The organism is Micromonospora sp. C28SCA-DRY-2 (assembly GCF_030519475.1).
Lineage (GTDB): Bacteria > Actinomycetota > Actinomycetes > Mycobacteriales > Micromonosporaceae > Micromonospora.
The window spans coordinates 56,805-82,078 of the sequence record NZ_JAUMKD010000002.1 but is presented as its reverse complement, the minus strand read 5'-3'; the positions used below and the strand labels follow the sequence as shown (position 1 = coordinate 82,078).

Sequence of the window (25,274 nt, the reverse complement as noted above, 5' to 3'; positions counted from 1 at the left end):
ACGAGGGGGAGCGAGTGCTGGTCATCCACGGGTCGTGGCTGCCCGGCGACGGTCCGGACGGCGGCCTCGCCGTCTGGGCCGAGGACAGCACCCGGCCGGGCGACGCGCCCCGTCGGCCCGGCCGCGCCCCCCGGGAGCGCCCGCACCCGTTCGCCGCCGACCACGCCACGCTGGCCGCCGCGCTGGCCGAGGGCGCCGACCCCGCCGACCTCGGCACCGCACTGCTCACCCTGCCCACCCGGGCCGGGTCGCCGCTGGACTCACCGGAGCTGGTCCGCACCGCCGCCGTGGCGCCGGCCCGCGGGGCGGTCACCCTCGCCGGCTGGCGGGTCCCCGTCCTGGTGTACGCCCCGGACGCCGCCTGGGCGCTGCTGCGCCGCCTCGACCTGGCCGCCGCGGCGCCCGGCGCCACCCTGCGGCACCTCGCCGAGCTGGCCGAGTTCGCCGCCGACCTGGTCACCCGGGGCCGGGTCCTGCCCGGCCTCGCCGACCCGCCCGCCCGGGCGGCGGATCCGGCCGGCGACCCCGACCGCGCCGGCGGCGACGGCAGCGGGGCCCGGGCGGTGTGGCGGCCGCTGCTCACCGGCACCGACGCGGCCTGGGCCCGGGCGCTCGCGCTGGCCCTGCCCCCGGCCGCCCGCGCGGTGCTCCGGGTGGACCGGCTCGACCCGGCCGTACGCCCGCCCGCCGGCCCGCGCGCCCCGGACGGTCCGCGAGCCACCGATCGCCGGCCGGTGAGCCCCCAGACGGCGGAGCTGCCGGCCGGCGAGCTGGTCGCGCGGGCCCTCGACGCGCTCACCGACGCGGCCGCCCGGGCGGCGCTCGGGGAGATCTCGCTGGCCCGGGGGGTGCGCCGCAACGGCGCGGTGCCGGCCTGGCTGGCCGCGCTCACCGGCCCGCGCCGGGACTTCACCGCCGACCCGGCCGCCCTGGACACCCTCCGCACCGAGCTGGAGAGCTGGCAGCGCGACGCCGCCGGTGGCTCGGTGCGGGCCAGCTTCCGGCTGGTCGAGCCGCCCGCCGACGAGATCACCGAGCCGGTCGTCGTGGTGCCCGCCGACCCGGCGGCGACCGTGGCGCAGCAGGGCCACTGGCGCGTCGAGTTCGGCCTCCAGGCGGCCGACGAGCCGAGCCTGCACGTCGCGGCCGGGCAGGTCTGGCGCGCCGAGCAGGCGGTGGGCGGGCTGGCCGGCCGGCTGGACAGCCCGCAGGAGACCCTGCTGGCCGAGCTGGGCCGGGCCAGCCGGCTCTGGCCGGAGCTGGACGTCGCGTTGCGCACCGCCACACCGGAGGCGCTGGAGCTGGACGTGGAGGGGGCGCACCGGTTCCTCCGCGAGGGCGCCCCGGTGCTGCACGCCGCCGGCTTCGCCGTGCTGCTGCCCTCCTGGTGGCAGCGCCCCTCGTCGCGGCTGGGCGCCCGGTTGCAGGCGCGCAGCCGGACCGCGCCCGGCACGGTGGCCACCGCCGCCGGCGGGGTCGGGCTGGACGCCCTGGTCGACTACCGCTGGGAGGTGGCCCTCGGCGACCAGCCGCTGACCGCTGACGAGTTGGCGTCGCTGGCCGCGTTGAAGACCCCGCTGGTCCGGCTGCGCGGCCGCTGGGTGGAGCTGGACCCGAAGCGGCTCGCCGCCGGGCTGCGGCTGCTCCGCTCGGCCGGCGAGCTGACCGTGGCCGACCTGCTCCGGCTCGGCCTCTCCGACGCCGAGCAGCCCGACGCGCTGCCGGTGCTGGAGGTGACCGCCGACGGCGCGCTGGGCGACCTGCTCGCCGGCGCGGTGGAGCGGCGGCTCACCCCGCTCGACCCGCCGCCGACCTTCCACGGCACGCTGCGGCCGTACCAGCGGCGAGGGTTGGCCTGGCTGGCCTTCCTCCAGTCCATCGGGTTGGGCGGGGTGCTCGCCGACGACATGGGGCTGGGCAAGACCGTGCAACTGCTCGCGCTGCTCGCCGGGGACCCGCCGCAGGCCGGTCCGACCCTGCTGGTCTGCCCGATGTCGCTGGTCGGCAACTGGCAGCGGGAGGCCGCCCGGTTCGCGCCCGGGCTGCGCGTACACGTGCACCACGGCGCCGAGCGGGCCCGGGGGGCGCGGTTCGGCACGGCCGTGCACGACGCGGACCTGGTGCTCACCACCTACTCGGTGGCCGCCCGCGACGCCGTGGAACTGGCCGGCATCGACTGGCACCGGGTGGTGCTGGACGAGGCCCAGGCGATCAAGAACGCCGCCACCCGCCAGGCCGAGGCAGTACGCGCGCTGCCGGCCCGGCACCGGATCGCGGTCACCGGCACCCCGGTGGAGAACCGGCTCGCCGACCTCTGGTCGATCATGCAGTTCGTCAACCCCGGGCTGCTCGGCCCGGCGGCCACCTTCAAGAAGCGGTTCGCCGAACCCATCGAGCGGCACGGCGACGCCGAGGCCGCCGAGCGGCTGCGCCGGATCACCGGCCCGTTCGTGCTGCGCCGGCTCAAGACCGACTCGTCGATCATCTCCGACCTGCCGGAGAAGCTGGAGATGGAGGTGGTCTGCAACCTGACCGCCGAGCAGGCCTCGCTCTACCAGGCGGTGGTCGACGACATGATGGCCCGGATCGAGTCCAGCGACGGCATCGAACGGCGCGGGCTGGTGCTGGCCACCATGACCCGGCTCAAGCAGGTCTGCAACCACCCCGCCCAGCTGCTGCGCGACGGCTCGCCGCTGGCCGGGCGCTCCGGCAAGCTGGCCCGGCTGGAGGAGATCCTCGACGAGGTGCTCGCGGCGGGGGAGAAGGCCCTGCTGTTCACCCAGTACGCCGAGTTCGGCGGCATGCTGCGCGGGCACCTCGCCGCCCGGTTCGGCCGGGAGGTGCTGTTCCTGCACGGCGGGGTGGGCAAGGCCGAGCGGGACGCGATGGTCACCCGCTTCCAGTCGCCGGACGGGCCCGCCCTGTTCGTGCTCTCGCTCAAGGCCGGCGGCACCGGGCTCACCCTGACCGCCGCCAACCACGTGGTGCACGTCGACCGGTGGTGGAACCCGGCGGTGGAGGACCAGGCCACCGACCGGGCGTTCCGGATCGGCCAGCGCCGCCGGGTGCAGGTACGCAAGTTCGTCTGCGCCGGGACGGTGGAGGAGAAGGTGGCCGCGCTGATCGCCGACAAGCGCGGCCTGGCCGAGCGGGTGGTCGGCACCGGCGAGCAGTGGGTCACCGAACTGTCCACCGCGCAGCTGCGCGAGCTGTTCAGCCTGGAGGCCGGGGCGGTGGTGGAGTGAGCGGAGCAGTGACCGCCCCGCACGGCGTCGCCCGGCGGTGGGGAGCGGTGCCGTGAGCGAGACAGCGCAGGGCCGGTTCGCCGACTACGGCCGGCCCCGCCGGGTCGACGGCGGCCTGCGCGCCCGCAGCACCCGGGGCGCCATCGGCCGGTCCTGGTGGTCGCGGCGCTTCCTGGAGGTGCTGGAGTCGTTCGCGCTCGGCACCCGGCTGACCCGCGGCCGGTCGTACGCCCGGGCCGGCCAGGTGGTCAGCCTGGACATCGCCCCCGGCGTGGTGAGCGCGGTGGTGCAGGGCTCCCGGGCGCAGCCGTACCAGGTGCGCATCGCGCTGGCCCCGTTCCCGGCCGCACTCTGGGCCCGGATCGAGGACGACCTGGCCGCCCAGGCGTTCTTCAGCGCCCGGCTGCTCGCCGGTGACCTGCCGGCCGAGCTGGAGGAGCTGTTCACCGCCGCCGGCGGTCCGCTCTTCCCGGCCGGCATCGACGAGCTGGACCAGCGCTGCAGCTGCCCGGACTTCGCCGTGCCGTGCAAGCACCTGGCGGCGACCTTCTATCTGCTCGCCGAGGCGTTCGACGCCGATCCGTTCCAGCTGCTGCACTGGCGGGGCCGGGCCCGCGCCGAGCTGCTCGACCGGCTGCGTGCGCTGCGCGCCGCGGCCGGCGGAGCGGACGACGCCGCAGCCGGCGATCGACCGTCCAGGCCGGACGGCGTGGCCGCGCCGGCCCCGGCCGGACCGGCGGCGGGCACTGCGGACGTGCCGGCGGTCGGCGCCGCCCGGGCGGTGGCCGGCCTGCCGCCGACCCCACTGGCCGAGGCGGTGGACCGGTTCTGGCTCCCGCCGGTGCCGCTGCCCGACCGGCCGCCGAGCCTGGCCACCGGGCCGGACCTGTTGCTGCGCCAGCTCGGCCCGCCGGCGCCCGCCATCGGCGGGCCGGGGCTGGTGGAACGGCTGCGGCGGGCCTACCGGGCCCTCGGCGGGTCATAGCCAGCGGCGCCGGTACCGCCACATCACGGCGGCGTTGGCCAGCAGCACCACCGCGCAGATCGCGCCGGCCAGCCGGCCGCCCAGCACCGTCGCCGCCGGCAGCGAGGCCCACAGCACGATGGTCAACAGCATCAGATAGCGGCTGCGGCGGGCCCGGGCCCGGTTGTCCAGCCGGGCGAAGAACGCCGGGTCGCTCTCCCGGAGGTGACGGGTGATCTGCTCGAACCTGCGCTGATCCTCTTTGCTGAGCATGTGCCTTCCCCTCACGCGTTCAGCGGTTCGGCGGCATACCCGTTGCGGCGGCGGCTCACGCCCCTCCTGCTGCCAGTTTGGCCCGCCGCGCGGGCACCGCGGGGGCCGTCACGCGCGGGGAGCCGACGCCCGGGCGAGCACCTCCCGGACACCTCAGCACAGGCTTATCCGGACCTTAAGTTTCGCTGTGCCGTTGAACGGCGCTAAAAGCGTCGCGTACGGCGGAAACGTTACGTCCGGGGCGGCGGGGGACGTGTCGGCCCTGCTCCGGGCCTCCGGGACCGGCCGGGCACCGGACCCGCCGGGCGGCGCGCCGCTGAGGGGTGTCTTAAGTGCCCTCCTGGGGCCGTACGGCACGCCTTGAGGCGGCCCGACCCCTTCACTACCTTGCCGGGCAACCCCCTCAGGCAACAGTCGCCGCACCTCGACCCCTCGCTGGTCGCAGCCGTGCCGGCGCACGGTAGAAATCGGGATTGGTACATGGCCGACCAGAATGTGCCACCACGGCGACCGTGGGACGACCGCGGCTGGGACGCACGACAGCACCCCAGCACCGGATACCGCGAGCCGGACGCGTCCACCCCGCACGGACACCGCTCCCTCCAACCGGAGTACCCCCCGCGCGGACCACAGTGGGTCGGTCCGGACGGCTTCGGCCAGCCGACCGGCCCCGCCGGCGGCTTCGGCCAGCAGACCGGCGGCGGCGGACTGCCCAACCTGGACGACGACGAGGAGCGCGGTCGCCCGGTCGGTCGCCGCAAGGCGCTCGCCGCACTCGGCGGCACCGCCGCGGTGGTCGCCGGCGGCGCCGCCCTCGCGATGACCCCGCAGGTGCGCGGCCTCTTCGGCGACGAGCCGGTGGGCGACGCGACCGGCACCGCGGTCACCGACGGCACCGCCGCCCGGCCCAGCGGCCAGCAGCCGAGCACGGTGCGTACCTACACCGAGCAGAACGAGAGCTACATGGGCTCCCGGGCCGGCGAGGCGCTGAAGCGGAACGCGCCGGCCGGCGGCCGGACCTTCTCCGGGCCGGCGGCCGCCGCCGCGGAGACCCCGGTGACCGTCAAGACGGTGCTGGCCAAGGACCCGGTCCTGCACCTCGCCCGGCGGGCCACCTTCGGCGCCACGCCCAAGCTGGTCGCCGACATCAGGGAGCAGGGCATCGACGCCTGGCTGCGCGCGCAGCTCGACCCCGACAAGATCGCCCCGACCCGGGCCGAGCTGAAGCTCGCCGAGCTGCCCACCCTCAAGCTCTCCACCCAGCAGCTGCGCGACCAGCGCGACCAGCTCAACGAGCGGGGCGCCCAGCCGGAGCGGGAGGTGGTCGAGGCCACCATCGCCCGGCAGATCTGGTCCGACCGCCAGCTGTACGAGGTGATGGTCGACTTCTGGAACGACTTCCTGCACGTCGCGGCGGACTTCGACGGCGGCGAGGTGTACCGGGCCTCGTTCGACCGGGACGTCGTCCGGGCGCACGCGCTGGGCAGCTACCCGGAGATGTTCCTGGCCGCCAACAAGCACCCCGCGCTGCTGCTCTACCTGAACCAGAACGACTCCCGGGCCGACGCGGTCAACGAGAACCTGGCCCGGGAGAACCTCGAGCTGTACACGGTGGGCGTGGACGGCGGCTACACCGAGAAGGACGTCCGGCAGGCCGCCCTGCTCCAGACCGGCCGGGGCGTCAACGACGGCAAGTACGTCTTCCGCCCGGAGCGGCACTACGTCGGCAAGGTGAAGATCCTCGGCTTCACCCACGCCAACAACTCGAAGGACCCGAAGAAGGCCGAGGCGGCCATCGACGCGTACCTGACCTACCTCGCGCTGCACCCGTCGACCGCGAAGTACGTGGCGCAGAGCCTGGCCACCCGGTTCGTCTCGGACACCCCGTCCAAGTCCCTGGTGGACCGGCTGGCCAAGACGTACACGGCCAACAAGGGCATGGTGAAGCCGGTGCTGATGACGCTGTTCAGCTCCTCGGAGTTCTGGGCGGCGGTGGGGCAGAAGGTGCGCCGGCCGATGGAGTACCTGGTCGCCACCTACCGCACCCTCGGCGTCTCGCCGGAGGCGTCGCCGAAGCACGACAACGGCGACAACAAGCGCACCCCGTTCGCCCGCGGCCTGCGGCAGATCCACGACAAGCTGCGCGAGCTGGGCCAGTACCCGATGGGCCAGCCCACCCCGGACGGCTACCCGGACGTCTACGTCGCGTGGACCTCCGCCGGCACCATGGTCAACGGCTGGAACGAGGCCGGCGACCTGCTGGCCGGCTACCGCACCACGTTCACCTACACCCGGCCGGAGAAGCTGGTCGCCAAGCCGCCGGCCACCGCCGGGGCGTACGTGGACGCGCTGGCCAAGCGGCTGGTGCAGCAGAAGCTCTCGGCCCGGGAGAGGGCGCTGATCCTCGGCGTGGCCGGCGTCTCGGCCGGCACCCGGGTCGACGCCACCTTCAACGGGGCCATCGCCGCCGTCGCGCGGGCGATCCTCGCGTCCCCCCAGCACCACCTCCGGTGAGGCATTCGATGGAGAAGACCGTGTACTCGTACCCCCTGCACCCCGAATGCCCCGACCTGCGGCGGCTGGCCGACAACCCGGCCGAGGCGCTGCTGCGCGCGGAGGCCGACGTCGTCGCCGCCGAGAACGCCGCCGAGCGGGACCGCTACCGGCGGCTGGAGGACCTGGAGGAGGCCCAGCAGGACGGGCGGGGGGTGACCCGGCGCACCTTCGTCGCCGGCGCCGCCGCCACCGCCACCGCGCTGGCCACCGCCCAGTTCGTCACCACCTCGGCGTCGTTCGCCGCCACCAAGACCGGCACGCTGGTCCACGTCTTCCTCTACGGCGGGCTGGACGGGCTGAGCCTGGTGGCCCCGGCGGACGACCCGGTGCTCGCCAAGGCCCGCCCCGACCTGCTGCTCGCCGACGACTCCCTGGCGCTGGGCCGCGGGTTCAAGCTGACCAGCGCGTTCAAGTCGCTGGAGCCGTGGCTGAAGTCCGGCCGGCTCGGCTTCGTCCCGGCCGTCTCCGACGAGCGGCTCTCCCGCAGCCACTTCCAGGCCGCGGACGCCTGCAACCTGGGCGGCCTGCCGGGCGAGACCGGTGGCCGGGGCTGGCTGGACAGCCTGGTCGACGCGCTCGGCAAGGGCACCGCGTTCCGCAGCGTCGGCATCGGCAGCACGCTGCCCCGCTCGCTGGTCGGCACCAACGGCGCGCTGTCGCTGAACAGCGTCGGCTCGCTGCGGCTCAACGGCGACGACCGGTTCCGCGCCGCCACCGAGAAGGCGATCAAGGGGCTGTTCACCGGGATCAACCACCCGGTCGAGGAGGCCGTGCAGTCCGGCCTGGGCGCGCTGGCCACCGCGCAGAAGCTGGCCGCCAAGCCGTACCAGCCGGCCGAGGGCGTGCGCTACGAGGGCGTCGGCCGCGCCTTCCAGCAGCTCGCCCAGCTCATCAAGGGCGGCGCCAACGTCCGGGTGGCCACGGTCGGGATGGGTGGCTACGACACCCACGAGAACCAGGGCACCCGGGCCGGCGGCCAGCTGCACCGGCGGCTGACCGAGCTGGCCGACGCGATGGCCGCGTTCTTCACCGACCTCGGCGACCAGGCCGACGACGTGACGATCATGGTGTCCAGCGAGTTCGGCCGGCGGGTCGCCTCCAACGGCGGCGGCACCGACCACGGCCACGGCGGCGTGGTCACCATCCTGTCCGGACGGAAGCTGGCCGGCTCGCTGCTCGGCACCTGGAACGGATTGAACGATCTCGACTCCGGCGACGTACCCGAATACAACAACATGTTCAACGTCTACGGAGCCGTCGCGCAGGGTCGCTTCGGGCTCACCAACGCGGAGGTGGAGAAGATCTTCCCCCGGCAGAAGTACACCCCGATGAAGCTGTACGCGTGACGTACGCCCGCCCGCACGCCGGCCGCCGTACCGGGACCCCGTCCCGGCACGGCGGCCGGCCGGTGAGCGCCAGGGGCGAGCCAGGTCTGCGAGCCCCGCGGTCGCGAACGACGGGGAGCCGGGCCGCGGACGTACCGCCGCGGCGCGGACCCGGCGGCCGGCGGCTGCTGGCCGCCCTGCTCGCGGTCGGCCTGCTGGCCAGCGTGCTGCCCTGGTGGCTGGACACCCCGGCCGGCTCGCTGCGCGACTCCGCCGCCGCGCTCACCGCGGCCGGCCGGATCACCGGTCTGGTCGCCGGCTACCTGCTGCTGGTGCAGGTGTTCATGATGAGCCGGCTGCCGGTGCTGGAACGGTGGATCGGCGGTGAGCAACTGGCCCGCTGGCACCGGGACGTCGGCGCCACCCTGCTGGTCGCGGTGCTCGCGCACACCTCGCTGATCCTGGTCGGCTACGCCGGCCTGGAGGACAACTCGGTGCTCACCGAGGCGGGGGTGCTGCTGCGCGACTACGAGGACATGGTGTCCGCGTTCGCCGCGGCCGGCCTCATGGTGCTGGTCGGCTTCACCAGCATCCGGGCCATCCGCACCGCCCTGCCGTACGAGCTGTGGCACGCCCTGCACCTGTCCGCCTATCCGGTGCTGCTGCTCGGCTTCGGCCACCAGTTCAGCAACGGCGCGCAGCTGTTCCGCCCCGGTCCGGTGCGCACCTTCTGGATCGCCCTGTACGTGCTGGTGGTCGCCGCCCTGCTCGGGGGCCGGGTGCTCGCCCCGCTGGCGTTCAACCTGCGGCACCGGTTGCAGGTCGCCGACGTGGTCGCGGAGAGCCCGGACACCATCTCGATCTACCTGACCGGCCGGCGGCTGGACCGGATGGAGCTGCTCGGCGGCCAGTTCTTCCGCTGGCGGTTCCTCACCCGGGGCTGCTGGTGGCAGTCCCACCCGTTCTCGGTCTCCGCCGCGGCCAACGGCCGGTGGCTGCGGCTGACCGTCAAGGTGGTCGGCACGCACACCGCCGACCTGCGCGATCTCGACCCGGGCACCCGGGTCTGGGTGCAGGGGCCGTCGGGCACCTTCACCGCCGCGCACCGCACCCGGGAGCGGGCCCTGCTGATCGCCGGCGGCAGCGGGATCACCCCGATCCGGGCGATGCTGGAGGAGCTGCCGCCCGGCGCGGCGCTGATCTACCGGGCCCGGACCCCGGCCGACGTGCTGCTCGGCCGGGAGCTGGACTGGCTGGCCCAGGCCCGGCAGGTCTCCGTCTGGTACGTCATCGGCTCCCGCCACGACCCCGGCCCCCGGCAGGTGATGAGCCCGGACGGGCTGCGCCGGCTGGTGCCCGACGTCGCCCGCCGGGACGTCTACCTCTGCGGGCCGCCCGGCCTGGTCGAGCAGTCGCTCCGGGTGCTCCGGCAGGCCGGCGTGCCAAGCCGCCAGATCCACCTCGCCACGTTCGAGCTGTAGAGAGGCATCCATGCGCCGCGCACTCCTCGCGATCACCGGCCTGGCGGCCAGCACCACCGCGATGGTGGTGCTCAAGGGCGGGCCGGACACCACCCAGGTGGCCGCCCAGGGCCTGCCGGTCGACGGCCGGCCGGTGGCCCCCGGGGCCGGCTCGGCGCCCCCCGAGGCGACGGCCGGAGCGCGCCCGACACCGGCCGGCGGCACCGCCTCACCCCGGCCCACCCGCACCACCGCCCGCCCGCCCGCGAGCCGGCCCGGCGCCGGCACCCGGACCCCGTCCGCGCCGCGGACCAGCAGCAGGCCGGCGCAGCCGAGCACCCGCACGGTGACCGGGCCGGTGGTGGAGAACGAGTACGGCAACGTCCAGGTGCAGATCACCCTCTCCGGGTCGCGGATCGTCAACGTGGTGGCGCTGGAACTGCCCGCGGAGACGGCCCAGTCCGACCAGCGCAGTGAGCAGGTCGACGACCGGTACAGCGGCACCGGCGGGCTGGTGGTGCAGCAGCAGAGCGCTGACCTGGACACCGTCTCCGGGGCCACCGCCACCAGCGAGTCGTACCGGCGGTCGTTGCAGGCCGCCCTCGACCGGGCCGGCTGAGGTGTCGGCCGCGCCGACCCGGCCCGGGCTGCGCCGGGTCGAGCAGGTCATGGGTACGGCGATCAGCCTGGACCTGGCCGACGACCTGCCCACCGCCGAGCTGACCGGGCTGGCCGACGGGGTGTTCGGCTGGCTGCGCGAGGTGGACGCCCGGTTCAGCACGTACCGGCCGGACAGCGAGGTGTGCCGGGTGGACCGGGGCGAGCTGGCGGTCGCCGACGGCTCGGCCGACCTGCGCGACGTGCTGGCGCGCTGCGCGGACCTGTGGGCCGCCACCGACGGCTTCTTCGACGCGTACGCCACCGGCCGGCTCGACCCGTCCGGTTACGTCAAGGGCTGGGCGGCGCAGGTGGCCTCGGACCGGCTGCTCGCCGCGGGCGCGGCGAACCACTGCCTGAACGCCGGCGGGGACGTGCGGGTGCGCGGGCGCTCGGCCAGCGGCCGGCCGTGGCGGATCGGCGTCCGGCACCCGTGGGACCCGATGGCCACCTGCCTGGTGCTGACCGGCACCGACCTGGCCGTCGCCACCTCCGGGGGGTACGAGCGCGGCGCGCACGTGCGGGACCCCCGCCGGGGCGTGCCGGCCAGCGGCCTGCGCTCGGTCACCGTGGTCGGGCCGGACCTCGGCGTCGCCGACGCGTACGCCACCGCGGCGGTGGCGATGGGCGTCGCCGGCATCGGCTGGTTGGACCGGCTCGCCGGGCACCAGCACGCGGTCGTCACCGAGGACGGCCGGCTGCTGCACTCCGCCGGCCTCCCGCTGACCGGCTGACCGGTGCCGGGTGCGATCGCCGCCTCCGCCTGCGCCTCAGCGGGCCGGGCGGTGGGTGCCGGCGGGCCGGGAGCCGGCCGGCCGGGGCCGGCCCGGGCGGGCGCCGGCGGGCCGGGTGCCCGCCCAGCGGTACCGCGGGCGGCTGTGCCGGGGCGGCTCGGTGCCGTCCGGCTGGCGCGTGGTGTCGTCGGTGGACATGCAACCCCCGCTCCTGGCGTCTGCGCCGTCGCCCTGTGCAACGAGGACGGGCCGGCCGGCGACGCTGCCCGGGCGGGGTTCACATCCCGCGGCGCGGCAACGGGAGGTGGCCGGGGAGCAGCTCCGAGGTCAGCGTCACGCCGGTGGCCCGCAGCGCGTCGATCAGCGCGTTCTGCACCAGGTAGGAGTCGGGCAGCCGCCAGCGGGCCTGTTCCGGGGCGACGGCCCAGCGGACGGTGCCCTCGGGCAGCCGGGTCGGCGGCGCGGGGATCCACGACCCGGGCCCGTGCCGGACCACCTGGAAGCAGTGGTCCAGCTCCGGCCGCAACGGGTCGCCGGGGCGGACCAGGAACATCCAGCGGCCGGTGGGGGTCACCAGCACCGGCCCGCGTACGCCGAGGCCGGCCGGGTGGGTCTGCACCGCGTCGAGGACCCGCCGGCCGAGGTGCGCGGCGACCTCCAGCACGTCGAACGCCCGGCCGGTGGGCAGCAGCACGCCGTGCGGCCGGGTGCGCCACCAGGTGGCCACCCGCGCCGGGTCGGCGCTGGCCGCGTGCTCCCAGTTCTCCAGCGCGGGATGGCAGCCGACCGTGGGGCAGCCGGCGCGGCCGCAGACGAACCGGCTCCGCGCCAGGCAGGCGCCCGGGGTCACCTCCCAGCCGTGCAGTGCGTAGCGGACGGCCACCCGGCGCAGCCGGACCCGTTCCAACGGCGACAGTTGGACGACGCGTGGTCCGACGTTCCCCCACATGTGTGCCATCTCCCCTCGGCGGGCCCGGTCGGGCACCCAGGTCGCATGTCGAACACCGTCACTGCCGTAACCCACGATCGTTGAGTTGACGAACGGCTGATGCAAGTTGCACGAAAACTACGAGGACTGGCTGTACGGCTGACGCACAGAGTGTGCGACCAGCGAAAACCTGAGACCTGCCGCGCGCCCGCAACCGCGAGGGGGTCAGCCGGCCACGGCCGGGGGTCGCACCAGGGGAGGGACGGGATGGACGAGTTACCCATCGGGCGGCGGGTGGCCTACTGGCGCGGGCGGCGCAAGATGTCGCAGCAGGTCTTCGCGGACCGGCTGGGCAAGTCGAAGAGCTGGGTGGACAAGGTCGAGCGCGGGGTGCGCCGGCTCGACAAGTTCTCCGTCGTCTACGAGATCGCCGACATCCTCCAGGTCGACGTGCAACTGCTGCTCGGCAAGGACCCGGAGCGGCGTACCGACGCGTTGAACTGCATCGACCAGGTCGAGGTCCAGGAGATCCGGGCCGCCCTGGAGCGCTACGACGCGATGAGCGCCTACTTCGACGCGGCGCCGCACCCGCCGCCGCTGGCCGACATGCGCAAGGCGGTCAACCACGCCTGGCTCACCTACCAGTACGGCCGCTACGGGATGCTCACCCGGGCGCTGCCCAAGCTGCTGCGCGACGCCCAGGCCGCGGACGCCGGCTACGGCGGCGACCAGGCCCGCGAGGCGGCCCACCTGCTCGGGCAGGTCTACCAGATCGCCTCCTCGGTGCTGCGCAAGCTGGGCGAGTGCGACCTGGCCTGGCTCGCCGCCGACCGGTCCATGGCGGTCGCCCAGCGCGCCGACGACCAACTGCTCGCCGGCATCGCCACCACCCGGGTCTGCAACGCGCTGGCCGCGATGGGACGGTCCCGTCCCGCGCTGGAGCTGAACGTCACCATCGCCAACCGGCTCGCCCCCGGCGGGAGCAACGACGCCTCCCCGGAACGGCTCTCCGTCTACGGCATGCTGCTGCTGCAGGGTGCCATGGCCGCGTCCCGGATCGGCGACTCGGCCACCGTCGACGACCTGCTCAACGGCGCCGGGGAGGCGGCCCGGCTGCTCGGTGGCGACGAGAACCACTACTGGACCTCGTTCGGGCCGACCAACCTCGAGCTGCACCGGGCGGCGGCGGCCGTCGAACTGGGCGACGGCGGCCGGGCGGTCGAGGTGCACCAGCGCATCCCGGAACCGGCGTTCAACGCGCTGCTGCCCGAGCGGCGGGCGCACCACCTGCTCGACATCGCCCGCGGCTACGCCCAGATCGGCGACGTGGCCAACGCCGGGGAGATGCTGCTGCGCGGCGACCGGCTGGCGCCGTCCGAGATCCGCTGCCGGCCGATCGCCCACGAGGTGATGTCCGACATCCTGCGTCGCACACGTGGTGCGCCGCCTTCTCCGATCGCGGAGTTGGCTGAGCACATGGGAGTAGGGGTATGAGCGCGGAGCCGGTCTGATGACCGGCCGGCAGCACACCGAGCGCCGCGAGGTGCTCTACGTCATCGCCTGCGGATCGCCGCTGGCGCGCCACGTCGGCCGGCTCGTCGAGCTGGCCCAGCAGGACGGCTGGGACGTCTGCGTGATCACCACGCCGGACGGCGCGAAGTTCGTCGACCGGGCCGCGCTGGCCCGGCAGACCGGTCACCCGGTGCGGACCCACTACAAGAACCCGGGTGACCCGGACGTCCTGCCGCCGGCCGACGCCATGATCGTCTGCCCGGCCACTGTCAACACGGTCAACAAGTGGGCGGCCGGGATCACCGACACCCTCGCGCTCGGCCTGCTGGTCGAGGCGCAGGGCCTGGGGGTGCCGCTGGTCGCGGTGCCGTTCACCAACACGGCGATGGCCCGCCACCCGGCGTTCCGCAGCGGCCTGGCGCGGCTCGCCGAGTGGGGGGTGACGGTGCTCTTCGGCGACCAGGTCGTCCCGCTGCACCCGCCCGGAACCGGGGAGCGGCACCTGAGCGCCTTCCCGTGGGCGCTGCCGCTCTCCGCGGTGCGCGACCGGCTCTGCCGGGTCGGCCCGGCAGTGGCCTGACCAACCGCCGCGCCCGAGCATCCGCCCGGGCCGCCCGGGTACCGGTAAGCTGGCCCGCCGTGAGCACAACCGCAGTTCCGCCGACCGTCGCCGACGTGGTGGCCGAGCTGGAGCGGCGCTACCCGCCGGTCTGGGCGGAGGAGTGGGACCGGGTCGGGCTGGTGCTGGGCGAGCCCTGCGCCCCCGTACGCCGGGTGCTGTGCGTGGTCGACGTGGTGCCCGAGACGGTCGCCGAGGCGCTCGCCGCGGGCGTCGACATGATCGTCGCCCATCACCCGCTGCTGCTGCGCGGGGTCTCCTCGGTGGCGCCCACCACGTACAAGGGGCGGATCGTCCACCAGTTGATCAAGTCGGACGTGGCCCTGTACGTCGCGCACACCAATGCCGACGTGGCCGCTCCGGGCGTCTCCGACGCGCTTGCCGCCCGGTTCGGGCTGACCGGGCTGCGCCCGCTGCACCCGCCCGCGCCCGGGTCACCGGCGCACGGCGCCGGGCGGGGGATCGGCCGGATCGGCGAGCTGCCGGAGCCGATGACCCTGGCCGAGCTGGCCCGGCACGCCGCCGCCGTGCTCCCGGTCACCGCCTGGGGCGTGCGCGCCGCGGGCGATCCCGGGCGGATGGTGCGTACCCTCGCCGTCAGCGGCGGTTCGGGCGACGCCTTCCTGGCCGACGCGACCGCCGCCGGGGTGGACGCGTTCCTCACCGCCGACCTGCGCCACCACCCGGCCGGCGAGCACCTCGCCGCCGAGGGGCCGGCGCTGCTGGACGCCGCCCACTGGGCGACCGAACGACCGTGGCTGGACGACCTGGCCGCCCTGCTGCGGGCGACGCCGGGTGTCGAGACGCTGGTGTCCGACCTGGACACCGACCCGTGGACCGTACACGCCGCCCCACCCGCGGTGGACGACAAGGAGCCCCGACCGTGAAGGCTGACCCCCAGGTCCAGCGCCGCCTGCTCGACCTCCAGGCGATCGACACCGCGCTCGCCCAGCTCGCCCACCGCCGCCGCGCGCTGCCCGAGCGGGCCGAGCTGGAGGCGCTGGCCCGCCAGCTGTCGGCGCTGGAGGACGAGCGCGTCCGCGCCCAGGTGGCGGTCGACGACCTGGACCGGGACATCGCCCGGCTGGAGAAGGACATCGACCAGGTGCGGGCCCGCAAGGCCAAGGACGAGGCGCGGCTCGCCGCCGGCAGCGGCCCGGCCCGCGAGCTGGAGGCGCTCCAGCACGAGCTGGCCTCGCTCAACCGCCGGCAGGGTGACCTGGAGGACGCCGAGCTGGAGCTGATGGAGCAGCGGGAGACCGCGCAGGCGGTGCTCGACGACGTGGAGCGCCGGCTGGCCGAGACCCGGGAGCAGCGGGACGCCACCGAGCGGCGCCGGGACGAGGCGCTGGCCGAGATCGGCAAGGAGGAGGAGTTCAAGCAGTCGGCCCGCCGGCCGCTCGCCGCCGACCTCCCGGCCGACCTGGTGCAGCTCTACGACAAGATCCGCGAGGACACCGGGCTCGGCGCGGCGCTGCTCGCCGCCGGCCGGTGCGGCGGCTGCCGGCTCGAACTCTCCGGCGCCGACCTGGCCCGGATCCGCAAGGCGGACCCGGACGACGTGGTCCGCTGCGAGGAGTGCCGGCGGATCATGGTGCGTACCAACGAGTCCGGTCTGTAGCCCGTGGCGCCGCGCGTGGTGGTCGTCGAGGCCGACGGTGGATCGAGGGGCAACCCGGGCCCGGCCGGCTACGGCGCGGTGGTCCGCGACCCCGACACCGGCGAGGTGCTCGCCGAGCGCTCCGAGTCGATCGGGGTGGCCACCAACAACGTGGCCGAGTACCGGGGGCTGATCGCCGGGCTGGCGGCCGCCGCCGAACTGGGCGCCGCCGAGGTGGAGGCCCGGATGGACTCCAAGCTGGTGGTCGAGCAGATGTGCGGCCGCTGGCAGATCAAGCACCCCGGATTGCGTCCGCTCGCCGCCCAGGCGGCGGGCCTGGTCGAGCGGTTCGCGGCGGTGCGGTTCAGCTGGATCCCGCGGGAGCGCAACCGGCACGCCGACGCCCTGGCCAACGCCGCGATGGACGCCGCCGCCGGCGCCGCGCCGGTGGCCCCGGCCGTCGAGCCGCCACGTGTGGTGGAGCCCCCGCGCGAGCTGGCCGGCCCCGAGCCGGCGGGCCGGCAGCAGGCCCGCGAGGCGGCCGCCCGCGCCGCGTCGGGGCGGACCACCGGCACCGACCCGGCCACCGCCCCCGCCTCCTGGGAGCCGCGCCCGAGCTTCACCGCCACCCGGTTGATCCTGGTGCGGCACGGCGAGACCGAGTACACCGAGCAGCGCCGCTACTCCGGTCGTGGCGACGTGCCGCTCTCCGACCGGGGCCGGGCCCAGGCCCGGGCCACCGGCGCCCGGGTGGCCGAGCTGGCGCCGAGGGTCGCGGCAGTGGTCAGTTCCCCGCTGTCCCGGTGTACGGCGACCGCCGAGGCGATCGCCGCCGCGCTCGGCGGCGTGCCGGTACGCCGGGCGGACGACCTGATCGAGTGCGACTTCGGCGCCTGGGAGGGGCGGACCTTCGCCGAGGTGCGCGAGGGGTGGCCCGGCGAGATGGACGCCTGGCTCGCCTCCACCCGGGTGGCCCCGCCGGACGGGGAGTCGTTCGCGGCGGTGGCCGAGCGCACCCGCCGGGAGTTGGACGCGCTGGTCGAGGCGTACCCGGGGGAGACCGTGGTGGTGGTCTCGCACGTCTCGCCGATCAAGCTCGCGCTGCGCGACGCGCTCGCGGCCGGTGACGCCTTCCTGCACCGGCTCTTCCTGGACGCCGCCGGCATCTCGGTGCTGGACCGGTGGCCCGACGGCGGCATCGCCGTGCGCACCGTCAACGACACCGCCCACCTCGCCGGAGCGGACTAGCTCCCACCAGCCGGGAGGATGCCGGCGGCCACCCTGGACGATCCGGGAACTTGTTGACAGCCCACCGGCAGCCGATGAAGATCGGTTTCGTGCGCAGCGTTCACCTGACCAAGCGGGGTCACATCGACCTGCTGCGCGTCGCCAGCGCCGCCTGTCGACGCTCCCTCTGACGCCGGGTTCGCCGTCCTCGCGCGCTGCTGCCGCATCCACCCGTTCCGCAGGTCTCCGGCCCCGCGGTCGCGTCCGCCTGCGCGCGTTCCCTCCTCGTGACAGGAGACCGCTCCTTGTTGGTCAACAGACGTCTTCGCCGAATCGCCGCGACCGCGGTGACCGTCGCGGTGCTCGGCCCGGTGGCGCTGACCGCGCCGGCCGCCGCCTCGGCGCTGCCGGCGGTCCCGCCCGCCCCCGCCGAGCTGGGCGAGATCCGGGGCTATCCACAACAGAACGTCCTGCCGGTCTGGCCGGACAACCCGGCGGACGCCTCGATCCCGATCGGTGTCATCCCCTACGACGACATCGCCCCGAAGCTGAACGCCCTCCAGGCCGCCAGCGACCGGGTCTCCGCCCGGGTGGCCGGGAGGTCCGCCGGCGGTTACGACCTGTACGCGGTCACGGTGACCGCCCCGGAGAGCCGCGCCGAGGCCCGGCAGCAGGAGATCTGGAAGCGCCGCATCGAGGACGAGCCGACCTGGGCCCAGCGGGACCGCGCGCTGCTCGCCGGCTACAAGACCCCGCTCTTCGTCAACGCCAACATCCACGGCAACGAGTGGGAGGGCACCGACGCGGCGCTGCGGGTCATCGAGCAGTTGGCCACCGACACCAGCGCCGAGACGGCCCAGCTGCTGAGGCGCAACCGGCTGGTCTTCAACATCACGTCCAACCCGGACGGCCGGGTGGCCGGCACCCGGGCCAACTCCGCCGGGTACGACCTGAACCGCGACCTGACCATCGTGGCGCAGCCGGAGACCAACCTGATCCGCGAGCTGATCATCGACACCAAGCCGATCATCACGCTCGACCTGCACGGCTACGTCAGCCCCACGCTGCTGCACCCGAGCACCCCACCGCACAACGTCAACAACGAGTACGACCTGTTCATCAAGCACGGCCTGCCGAACGCGCTGGCGATCGAGCAGGACCTGCGCGGCCTCGGGTACGCCGAGACCCAGCGGGCCCGGATCCCGTTCCGGGACGACGAGCCCGGGGTGTGGGACGACTTCCCGCCGATCTACGTGCCGTCCTTCGCCATGCTCCAGAGCAGCATCCCGTACACCATCGAGGCACCGCTGAACCCGCGCGGCAACCTGACGCCGCAGGAGCGGGTGCGCCGCTCGGGCATCAACACCGACGTGCACGAGGTGGCGATCCGGACGTCGCTGCGCTACATCCAGGAGCACCGGGCCGAGGTGCTGCACGACCAGGCCGAGGTCTACCGGCGCGGCTGGGCCGGTGAGCCGCTGCGGGACATCCCGGACGGCTACGTGCCGGGCTGGGGCCCGGAGGACGACTACCGCACCACCTTCCCGCGCGCGTACGTCATCCCCACCGGGGCCGGCCAGCGCTCCGAACCGGCCGCGGCGCGCCTCGTCGACCTGCTGATCGGCAGCGGCGGCCGGGTGTGGCGGGCCAAGCAGCCGTTCACCGCGGACGGCCGGCGCTACCCGGCCGGCTCCTACGTGGTCGACCTGCACCAGCCCAAGCGGGGCCTGGTCAACTCGCTGCTGGAGCCGGGCGCCGACATCACCGACCGGGTGGACGACCTGTACGCCGGCCCGGCCGCGTGGAGCCAGGGCCTGACCTGGGGAGCCACCGTGGACACGCTCTGGGACGAGCTGCCCGACGTGCGGCTGACGCGGACCTACGACGGGCGGGCCGAGGGGTCCCTGCCGCCCGGCAACGGTGACCTGCGCCTCGACCTGCGCGACGCCGCCGACCTGCTGACCGTGAACGCGCTGCTGGCGCGGGGCGTCGCGGTGTACCGCCTGGCCGACGGCTCGGTGGTCGTCCCGGGCACGCCCGGCAACCGGAAGCTGGCCCGGGCCGCCGTACGCGAGCACGGGGTGACCTTCGGACGGGCGCCGGCCCGGTGGAGCGGGACCCGGCTGGACGAGGTGGTCGTCGGCTACCTCGGCACGGTGGAGGAGCGGGACACGCTGGCCGACCTCGGCTTCGCCACCCGTGCCCTGACCGCCGCCACGCTCGGCGGCACGCTGACCGCCGACGTGGACGTGCTCCTGGTGGCCAGCACCGTCAACCTGGCGAACCTGCCGGCGGAGAGCCGGGCGGCCCTGGACGCCTTCCTCGCCCGCGGTGGCGGCGTGGTCGGCCTGGGCACTCCCGGGGCGGGCTTCAGCAACGCCGCCGGGCTGCTGTCGGTGACCGCCACCGCCGGGCCGAGCCTGGCCAGCGGGGTGGCCAACGTGGTCAACCACGGCGGACCGGTGAGCGCCGCCGCCATCCCGCACGCCTTCATCAGCCAGCCGGTCTGGTTCACCGGCCTCGGCGCCGGCGTCACGGTGGAGCAGTCGTACGCCGCGGACCCGCTGCTCTCCGGCTGGTGGGCGACCGAGGGCGCCGGTGGCCAGGGCGCCGCGGCCAACCAGGCCAGCATCGTCAGCGGGGTGTCCGCCGGCGGCAACGGGGTGGTGCTGTTCGGCACCGACCCGACGTTCCGCCTGCACCCCAAGGGCCTGCAGGCGCAGCTCGGCCGCGCCCTGCTCTGGGCCGCCGAACGGTGATCGCCACGCGGTGAGCCGGTGGGCGGGCCCGGGTGCGAGGTGCACCCGGGCCCGCCCTCGTCCGGGCCGCCGCCGGGCCGCCGCCGGGCCGCCGCCGGGCCGCCGCCGTGCCGCCGCCGGGCCGCCGCCGTGCCGCCGCCGGGCCGCCGCCGCGGCCCGGGGGTGGCCGCCGAGGCGCGGTTGGTGGACCGGTGGGCCATCGCCGCCCGCCGTTCGGCGCAGCCGAGCGGCCGTTCGGCGCAGCCGGGTGGATCGGTCGAACGTGACGGGGCTCACAGGGTCGTAGCCTCCGGCCGTCACATCACGAGCGACGACTGGAAGGTGGGTCCGATGGCTGCACCCGAACCGGCCACACCCGCACCGGAGACACCCCTGACGGGGTCGTCCCGGGCGAAGGACAAGAGCAGGTGGAACTGGTTGCTCTTCATCCCGATCGTGGTGCCGCTGATCCCGGCGTTGTTCAACGCCGACGGCCCACGGCTGTTCGGTTTCCCGCGGTTCTACTGGCTCCAGTTGGCCTACATCGTGCTGGGCGTGACCACCACGACGGTGGTCTACCAGCTCACCAAGAAGCGGGGTGACCGCTGATGTGGCGGGACCACCTCACCGAGATCATCATCTTCACGCTGCTCTTCCTGCTGGTCAGCGTGATGGGCTTCGTGGCCGCCCGGTGGCGGGCCCCGCGCGACATGGCCCACCTCGACGAGTGGGGCCTGGGCGGGCGCAACTTCGGCGGCTGGATCACCTGGTTCCTGGTCGGCGGTGACCTCTACACCGCGTACACCTTCGTGGCGGTGCCGGCGCTGGTGTTCGGCGCCGGCGCGATGGGCTTCTTCGCCGTGCCCTACACCATCGTCATCTACCCGCTGGTCTTCCTGGTGCTCTGTCGACTCTGGTCGGTGTCGCACCGGCACGGCTTCGTCACCCCGGCCGACTTCGTCCGCAGCCGGTTCGACTCGCCGGTGCTGGCGCTGCTGGTCGCGATCACCGGCATCGTCGCCACCATGCCGTACATCGCGCTGCAACTGGTCGGCATCGAGGCGGTGCTCAAGGCGATGGGGGTGACCGGCGAGAGCACCCTGGCCCGGCACCTGCCGATCATCGTGGCGTTCGCCATCCTGGCCGCGTACACCTACCAGTCCGGGCTGCGCGCGCCGGCACTGATCGCCTTCGTCAAGGACACCCTGATCTACATCGTGATCCTGGTGGCGGTGCTGTACCTGCCGTACAAGCTGGGCGGCTGGGGCGAGATCTTCGGCGCCGCGGACGCGAAGTTCGACGCCTCACCGAGCCCCGGCGACGGGATCCTGCTCAACGCCAACAACCAGCTCCAGTACGTCACGCTGGCGTTCGGCTCGGCGCTGGCGCTGTTCCTCTACCCGCACAGCATCACCGGCGTGCTGGCCAGCCGGAACCGGGACGTGATCAAGCGGAACATGTCCGCGCTGCCGGCGTACAGCCTGCTGCTCGGGCTGATCGCGCTGCTCGGCTACATGGCCATCGCGGCCGACGTGAAGCCGCTGCCGGGGGCGAGCGAGGGGACGGTGGACAACAACACCATCGTGCCGTTGCTCTTCGACCAGCAGTTCCCGAGCTGGTTCACCGGTGTCGCGTACGCGGCCATCGGGATCGGCGCGCTGGTGCCGGCGGCGATCATGTCGATCGCGGCGGCGAACCTGTTCACCCGCAACATCTACAAGGAGTACCTGCGCCGGGACGCCACCCCGGCCCAGGAGGCGAACGTCTCCAAGATCACCTCGCTGGTGGTGAAGATCGGCGCGGTGGCCTGCATCGTCTTCCTCGACCCGCAGTTCTCCATCGACCTCCAGCTGATCGGCGGCGTGATCATCCTGCAGACGCTGCCGGCGGTGGCGCTCGGCCTCTACACCCGCTGGTTCCACCGGGGCGCGCTGATCGCCGGCTGGGTGGCCGGCATGGGGCTCGGGATGTGGATGCTCTACCAGATCTCCAGCCCGACCCGGAAGCACTTCGCCGGCTCGGCCTTCCCGCTGGAGAAGTTCGGCTTCGACACCCCCAAGACGATCTACGTCGGCATCGTGGCCGTCCTGGTCAACCTGCTGGTGGCGGCGATCCTGACGCTGATCCTGCGGGCGGTGAAGGTGCGCGAGGGCGTCGACGGCACCACCTCGGACGACTACTTCGCCGACGAGGGCGACCCGCGGGTGACGCCCGGCGAGCGCCGGGACGCCGACGCGGCTCCGGAGCCGGTCGCCTGAGCCCGCCCCGGCCCCCGGCAGCCGCGCGCCCGGGGGCCGGGTGCGCCAGGTCCCTCGCTGGCATGGTCACCGCCCCGCGGTCGGGCGGCACCGGCCGGGACGCCGCCGAGTCGGCACCACGACTCGGCGGTGTCCCGCCGTCCGGGCCGGTGCGGCCACCCGGTCGTACCCGGGGCGGCCACCGGCAGCGGCTGGCCGCCGGGTCGGCACCGGGGCCGGGCGTCCGGGGCGGGCCTGGTCGAGCCGGTGGGCGAGGCGTGCCGACCGGTCCGGCGACCGGGTCAGGTCAGCGCGCGGTAGAGCAGGTAGAGCCCGATCAGCGTGCCGAAACTCACGATCAGCGTCTTGAGCACCACCGCCGGCAGCCGGCGGACCAGCCGGGCGCCGGCGTACCCGCCGACCAGCGTGGCCGGCGCGGCCAGCCCGACGGCCGCCCAGTTCACCGGGCCGAAGAGCGCGAAGACGACCAGCGTGGTCAGCCCGACCAGGGCGGAGAGCAGGTTCTTGATGGCGCTCACCCGGGCCAGCGTGGCGTCCAGCACCAGGGCCAGGCCGGCGACCAGCATCACCCCGAGCGCCGCGCCGAAGTAGCCGCCGTACACCGCGCCGAGCGCGACCATGGCCTGCACCACGACCGTACGGCGGCGCGGCGACAGGTCCCGCGGATGCCCGACCAGCCGGCGCAGCGGGTCCTGGAAGGCCAGCACCGCTGTCGCGCCGAGCACCAGGAACGGTACGACCAGCTCGAACGCCCGCGCCGGGGTGGCCAGCAGCAACAGCGCCCCGGCGATGGTGCCGACGATCGTGGTGGGCACCAGGGTGGCCAGTGCCCGGCCGCGCGGCAGGTCCACCCGGCTGCCCGCCACGCTGGCCACGTAGCCGGGGAACACGGCCACCGAGTTGCTGACGTTGGCCGGCACCGGCGCCAGTCCGACCGCGAGCATCGCGGGGAACGTGATGAGCGAGCCCCCGCCGGCCACCGCGTTGACAGTGCCCGCGGCGAGACCGGCGACGAGCAGCAGCGCGGCGTCGGAGAGATCCATGATCCCCAGAGGCTAGTACGGGTTCCGGCCGGCCGCCGGAGCGGTGCTGCCACGCCTCTCAACCTCCCGGCCCGGTGCCGCGTCGTACCGGGTGAGACGAACCCAGGGAGAGGAATCGGCACCATGACCGGGCACGACGAAGGGGCGGCGCGTGGATGAGGCCGACTTCCGGGAGTTCGTCGAGGTGCGCTACGGCGACCTGCTGCGGACCGCGTACCTGCTGACCGGCAGCCGGGAGGTCGCGCAGGACCTGGTGCACGAAGCGCTGCTGAAGGTGATGCGGCACTGGCGCACGGTCGACGAGCCGATGGCGTACGTCCGCCGGGCGATGGTCAACGACCGCACCAGCCGTTGGCGGCGGATCGGCCTGCGGGAGGTGCTCACCTCGGTGGTGCCGGACCGGGCCGGCCCGGACGTCACCGACGCGGTCGTCGTCCGCGACGAACTGCTGACCGCGCTGGACCGGCTGCCCGCCCGGATGCGGGCGGTGCTGGTCCTGCGCTACTGGGAGGACCTCTCCGAGGCCGACGTGGCGGCGGCGATGGGGTGTTCGGTGGGGACGGTGAAGAGCCAGGCGGCGCGGGGGCTGACCCGGCTCCGGGCGGTGCTGCACCCGCCGGCCGGCCGTTCGGCGGTCAACGGCGAGCTGATGGGGGAGCGGGCATGAGCGTGGACGATCTCCGCATCGGGCTGGCCCGGATCGCCGGGACAGTGGTGCCGGACGAGGACCCGTACGGCCGGCTGATGCGGCACGCCCGGCGGCGCCGGCGGCGGCGCCTCGCGGGCCTCTGGGCGGCGGCGGCCGCGGTCCTCGCCGCCGCACTGGCCGGCCCGGCAGCCTTCAGCGCCGCCGGCCCGGACGGACGGCCCGACGGCGGTTCCCCGGTCCTCCACGGCTACCCGGTCGACTCGGAGTGGACCTGGCGCCTGATCAACTCACCCACCCGGGGAAGCCTGGCCGGCGACCGGGCCTTCCTCACCGAGCTGACCCGGCGCGCCGACCGGGACGGCGACCGGCTGTTCATGAGCGCGGAGTTGTCTACCGTGCGGGTGCTCTGGGCCGACGACACGGCGGGCTTCCGCACCATCGTCCTGGCCTACCACTCGGACACCCGTGCCGCGCTGGTCACCCTGCATGCCCGGGTCGGAGCGTCACCCCGGGACCTGGTCAGGGGCGACGCCCAGGCGAACGTGGAGCCCGCCGCCTTCACCGTGCTGGACGCCAGCTTCGGCACCGAGCACGGGTGGCTGCTCGGGTTGGCGCCGTCCGGGTGCACCGTCTCCTACGCCCGCTCCGCTCAGCTGTGGGGCGGCGTGCAGCGGCGCTGGCAGACCGCACCCGGCGGCGACCACCTGCTGGTCGAGCCGAGCCTGGCCCGCGGCTGGTGGCGGGTCGAGTGCGACGGCCAGCTCCGCGAGGCCGGCCCCGTCGGCATCCAGCACCTCGCCGTGCAGACCCGATGGGCGGGGAAGGAGGACCCGCGCGACGGTCGGCCGGACCCCTCACCGACGGCCGACTGGCGGGCGGCGCGCGGCGCGGACACCGCCTACCGGGAGCTGGTGGACGGCAGCGGCCTGGTGGACGGCACGCCGCCCGAGGTCCGCTGGGCGGGCCGGCTCGACTCCCGGGACGCCGTGCTGGTCGGCCCGCCCGGCGACGGGCCGCTGGTCCTGCAACTCGGCTCCGGGGAACACGGGCGGCTCGCCCTGGCCGGGCCGGGCGAGTCCCGGCCCGACGTACCGCCGGTGGAGGCGCCCGACCGGAACCCGGCCCCGCTGGTGGCCACCGGGACCAGTGTCGCGTACGACCTGGCCGCGGTCCGCGTGCCGGCGCTGGTCGACGGCCGTGCCGCCCTCACCGACCGGCTGCTGGTGGTGCCGCGCCCGGCGGCCGTCCGGGTCGAGGCCGTGGCGGGTGGCGAGGTCCGTGCCACGGCCGAGGTACGCGACGGCGCGGCGCTGCTGACCCTGCCGCTCGGCGCGCAGGTGACCCTGCGCGCGGTGGACGGCGACGGGAAGGCGGTGGGCTCCGGGACGCTGCGGGAGCCGGCGAAGGGCGAGCGGATCTTCAACGAGTCGCTCGTGTGGAACTGGTGAGCCGCGCACGGAGTCGACAACAGGGGCCGGCGGTCGAC

The 25,274-nt window shown here is 74.9% G+C and carries 22 protein-coding genes; 18 read left to right on the top strand and 4 right to left on the bottom strand.

All coding sequences use genetic code 11. From position 1 onward, the window contains the following. Positions 1-14: 14 nt before the first annotated feature. Entirely contained in the window at positions 15-3,245 is a 3,231-nt protein-coding gene (locus Q3W71_RS08750; RefSeq protein WP_302919635.1) for a DEAD/DEAH box helicase, read from the top strand. A gap of 52 nt (positions 3,246-3,297) precedes the next feature. Further along, entirely contained in the window at positions 3,298-4,230 is a 933-nt protein-coding gene (locus Q3W71_RS08745; protein WP_302918820.1) for an SWIM zinc finger family protein, read from the top strand. On the opposite strand, the gene Q3W71_RS08740 is transcribed toward Q3W71_RS08745, so the two are convergent. Next, on the bottom strand, positions 4,225-4,482 hold the full coding sequence (locus Q3W71_RS08740; RefSeq protein WP_302918819.1) for a DUF3040 domain-containing protein: 258 nt from the start codon (positions 4,480-4,482) through the stop codon (positions 4,225-4,227). The two genes, Q3W71_RS08745 and Q3W71_RS08740, sit on opposite strands and share 6 nt — an antisense overlap. 480 nt (positions 4,483-4,962) lie before the next feature. On the opposite strand from Q3W71_RS08740, the gene Q3W71_RS08735 reads away from it, so the two are divergent. Genes Q3W71_RS08735 through Q3W71_RS08715 form a run of 5 tightly spaced genes read left to right on the top strand, consistent with a single transcriptional unit; the run spans position 4,963 to position 11,214 of the window. Beyond that, entirely contained in the window at positions 4,963-6,996 is a 2,034-nt protein-coding gene (locus Q3W71_RS08735; RefSeq protein WP_302918818.1) for a DUF1800 domain-containing protein, read from the top strand. A gap of 8 nt (positions 6,997-7,004) precedes the next feature. Beyond that, positions 7,005-8,384 (top strand): DUF1501 domain-containing protein, encoded by a 1,380-nt coding sequence (locus Q3W71_RS08730; RefSeq protein ID WP_302918817.1) that lies wholly within the window; start codon positions 7,005-7,007, stop codon positions 8,382-8,384. Next, the gene (locus Q3W71_RS08725; RefSeq protein ID WP_302918816.1) at positions 8,381-9,844 is read left to right on the top strand and encodes a ferredoxin reductase family protein; all 1,464 of its coding nucleotides are present in this window, start codon (positions 8,381-8,383) and stop codon (positions 9,842-9,844) included. Before Q3W71_RS08730 ends, Q3W71_RS08725 begins: the two co-directional genes overlap by 4 nt. 10 nt (positions 9,845-9,854) lie before the next feature. Beyond that, positions 9,855-10,442 carry an FMN-binding protein gene (locus Q3W71_RS08720; RefSeq protein ID WP_302918815.1) on the top strand — a complete coding sequence of 196 codons (588 nt, stop codon included), beginning with the start codon at positions 9,855-9,857 and terminating at the stop codon, positions 10,440-10,442. A gap of 49 nt (positions 10,443-10,491) precedes the next feature. Continuing rightward, the gene (locus Q3W71_RS08715; RefSeq protein ID WP_302918814.1) at positions 10,492-11,214 is read left to right on the top strand and encodes an FAD:protein FMN transferase; all 723 of its coding nucleotides are present in this window, start codon (positions 10,492-10,494) and stop codon (positions 11,212-11,214) included. Between the two features lie 36 nt (positions 11,215-11,250). On the opposite strand, the gene Q3W71_RS08710 is transcribed toward Q3W71_RS08715, so the two are convergent. Further along, the gene (locus Q3W71_RS08710; protein ID WP_302918813.1) at positions 11,251-11,412 is read right to left on the bottom strand and encodes a hypothetical protein; all 162 of its coding nucleotides are present in this window, start codon (positions 11,410-11,412) and stop codon (positions 11,251-11,253) included. Positions 11,413-11,491: 79 nt separating this feature from the next. Continuing rightward, entirely contained in the window at positions 11,492-12,172 is a 681-nt protein-coding gene (locus tag Q3W71_RS08705; protein WP_302918812.1) for a bifunctional DNA primase/polymerase, read from the bottom strand. A 237-nt stretch (positions 12,173-12,409) separates the two neighbouring features. Between Q3W71_RS08705 and Q3W71_RS08700 the strand changes: the two genes are divergently transcribed. From Q3W71_RS08700 to mctP, 9 genes are all read left to right on the top strand, one after another. Beyond that, positions 12,410-13,636 carry a helix-turn-helix domain-containing protein gene (locus tag Q3W71_RS08700; protein ID WP_302918811.1) on the top strand — a complete coding sequence of 409 codons (1,227 nt, stop codon included), beginning with the start codon at positions 12,410-12,412 and terminating at the stop codon, positions 13,634-13,636. Between the two features lie 16 nt (positions 13,637-13,652). Beyond that, a complete protein-coding gene (locus tag Q3W71_RS08695) occupies positions 13,653-14,234 on the top strand; it encodes a flavoprotein (protein ID WP_302918810.1) in 582 nt (193 codons plus the stop codon). A gap of 95 nt (positions 14,235-14,329) precedes the next feature. Further along, on the top strand, positions 14,330-15,160 hold the full coding sequence (locus Q3W71_RS08690; protein WP_302919634.1) for a Nif3-like dinuclear metal center hexameric protein: 831 nt from the start codon (positions 14,330-14,332) through the stop codon (positions 15,158-15,160). Then, a complete protein-coding gene (locus Q3W71_RS08685; protein ID WP_302918809.1) occupies positions 15,157-15,894 on the top strand; it encodes a zinc ribbon domain-containing protein in 738 nt (245 codons plus the stop codon). Before Q3W71_RS08690 ends, Q3W71_RS08685 begins: the two co-directional genes overlap by 4 nt. A 3-nt stretch (positions 15,895-15,897) precedes the next feature. Next, the gene (locus Q3W71_RS08680) at positions 15,898-17,121 is read left to right on the top strand and encodes a bifunctional RNase H/acid phosphatase (RefSeq protein WP_302918808.1); all 1,224 of its coding nucleotides are present in this window, start codon (positions 15,898-15,900) and stop codon (positions 17,119-17,121) included. 74 nt (positions 17,122-17,195) lie between these two features. Then, positions 17,196-17,291, top strand: coding sequence for a putative leader peptide (locus Q3W71_RS30945; protein WP_368050408.1), 96 nt, complete (start codon positions 17,196-17,198; stop codon positions 17,289-17,291). 114 nt (positions 17,292-17,405) lie between these two features. Then, positions 17,406-19,859 (top strand): M14 family zinc carboxypeptidase, encoded by a 2,454-nt coding sequence (locus Q3W71_RS08675; RefSeq protein ID WP_302918807.1) that lies wholly within the window; start codon positions 17,406-17,408, stop codon positions 19,857-19,859. 330 nt (positions 19,860-20,189) lie between these two features. Next, positions 20,190-20,447 carry a DUF3311 domain-containing protein gene (locus tag Q3W71_RS08670; protein WP_302918806.1) on the top strand — a complete coding sequence of 86 codons (258 nt, stop codon included), beginning with the start codon at positions 20,190-20,192 and terminating at the stop codon, positions 20,445-20,447. Next, complete coding sequence (mctP, locus tag Q3W71_RS08665) at positions 20,447-22,096, top strand: monocarboxylate uptake permease MctP (RefSeq protein ID WP_302918805.1); 1,650 nt, start codon at positions 20,447-20,449, stop codon at positions 22,094-22,096. The genes Q3W71_RS08670 and mctP overlap by 1 nt, the downstream gene beginning before the upstream one ends. Positions 22,097-22,377: 281 nt before the next feature. Here mctP and Q3W71_RS08660 read toward each other — a convergent pair whose 3' ends face one another. Then, positions 22,378-23,139, bottom strand: a complete 762-nt coding sequence (locus Q3W71_RS08660; protein WP_302918804.1) for a sulfite exporter TauE/SafE family protein — start codon at positions 23,137-23,139, stop codon at positions 22,378-22,380. Between the two features lie 151 nt (positions 23,140-23,290). Between Q3W71_RS08660 and Q3W71_RS08655 the strand changes: the two genes are divergently transcribed. Both Q3W71_RS08655 and Q3W71_RS08650 read left to right on the top strand, forming a co-directional pair. Continuing rightward, a complete protein-coding gene (locus tag Q3W71_RS08655; protein WP_302918803.1) occupies positions 23,291-23,806 on the top strand; it encodes a SigE family RNA polymerase sigma factor in 516 nt (171 codons plus the stop codon). Continuing rightward, positions 23,803-25,236: a hypothetical protein gene (locus Q3W71_RS08650; RefSeq protein ID WP_302918802.1), complete on the top strand. Its 1,434-nt coding sequence runs from the start codon at positions 23,803-23,805 to the stop codon at positions 25,234-25,236. The genes Q3W71_RS08655 and Q3W71_RS08650 overlap by 4 nt, the downstream gene beginning before the upstream one ends. Positions 25,237-25,274 lie beyond the last annotated feature (38 nt).

Bases quoted from the DNA above. Each gene is read 5' to 3' on its own strand.
- Q3W71_RS08740 (WP_302918819.1), bottom strand. From the start codon at position 4,482: ATGCTCAGCAAAGAGGATCAGCGCAGGTTCGAGCAGATCACCCGTCAC.
- Q3W71_RS08735 (WP_302918818.1), top strand. From the start codon at position 4,963: ATGGCCGACCAGAATGTGCCACCACGGCGACCGTGGGACGACCGCGGC.
- Q3W71_RS08730 (WP_302918817.1), top strand. From the start codon at position 7,005: ATGGAGAAGACCGTGTACTCGTACCCCCTGCACCCCGAATGCCCCGAC.
- Q3W71_RS08720 (WP_302918815.1), top strand. From the start codon at position 9,855: ATGCGCCGCGCACTCCTCGCGATCACCGGCCTGGCGGCCAGCACCACC.
- Q3W71_RS08715 (WP_302918814.1), top strand. From the start codon at position 10,492: ATGGGTACGGCGATCAGCCTGGACCTGGCCGACGACCTGCCCACCGCC.
- Q3W71_RS08710 (WP_302918813.1), bottom strand. From the start codon at position 11,412: ATGTCCACCGACGACACCACGCGCCAGCCGGACGGCACCGAGCCGCCC.
- Q3W71_RS08705 (WP_302918812.1), bottom strand. From the start codon at position 12,172: ATGGCACACATGTGGGGGAACGTCGGACCACGCGTCGTCCAACTGTCG.
- Q3W71_RS08700 (WP_302918811.1), top strand. From the start codon at position 12,410: ATGGACGAGTTACCCATCGGGCGGCGGGTGGCCTACTGGCGCGGGCGG.
- Q3W71_RS08695 (WP_302918810.1), top strand. From the start codon at position 13,653: ATGACCGGCCGGCAGCACACCGAGCGCCGCGAGGTGCTCTACGTCATC.
- Q3W71_RS30945 (WP_368050408.1), top strand. From the start codon at position 17,196: ATGAAGATCGGTTTCGTGCGCAGCGTTCACCTGACCAAGCGGGGTCAC.
- Q3W71_RS08670 (WP_302918806.1), top strand. From the start codon at position 20,190: ATGGCTGCACCCGAACCGGCCACACCCGCACCGGAGACACCCCTGACG.
- mctP (WP_302918805.1), top strand. From the start codon at position 20,447: ATGTGGCGGGACCACCTCACCGAGATCATCATCTTCACGCTGCTCTTC.
- Q3W71_RS08660 (WP_302918804.1), bottom strand. From the start codon at position 23,139: ATGGATCTCTCCGACGCCGCGCTGCTGCTCGTCGCCGGTCTCGCCGCG.
- Q3W71_RS08650 (WP_302918802.1), top strand. From the start codon at position 23,803: ATGAGCGTGGACGATCTCCGCATCGGGCTGGCCCGGATCGCCGGGACA.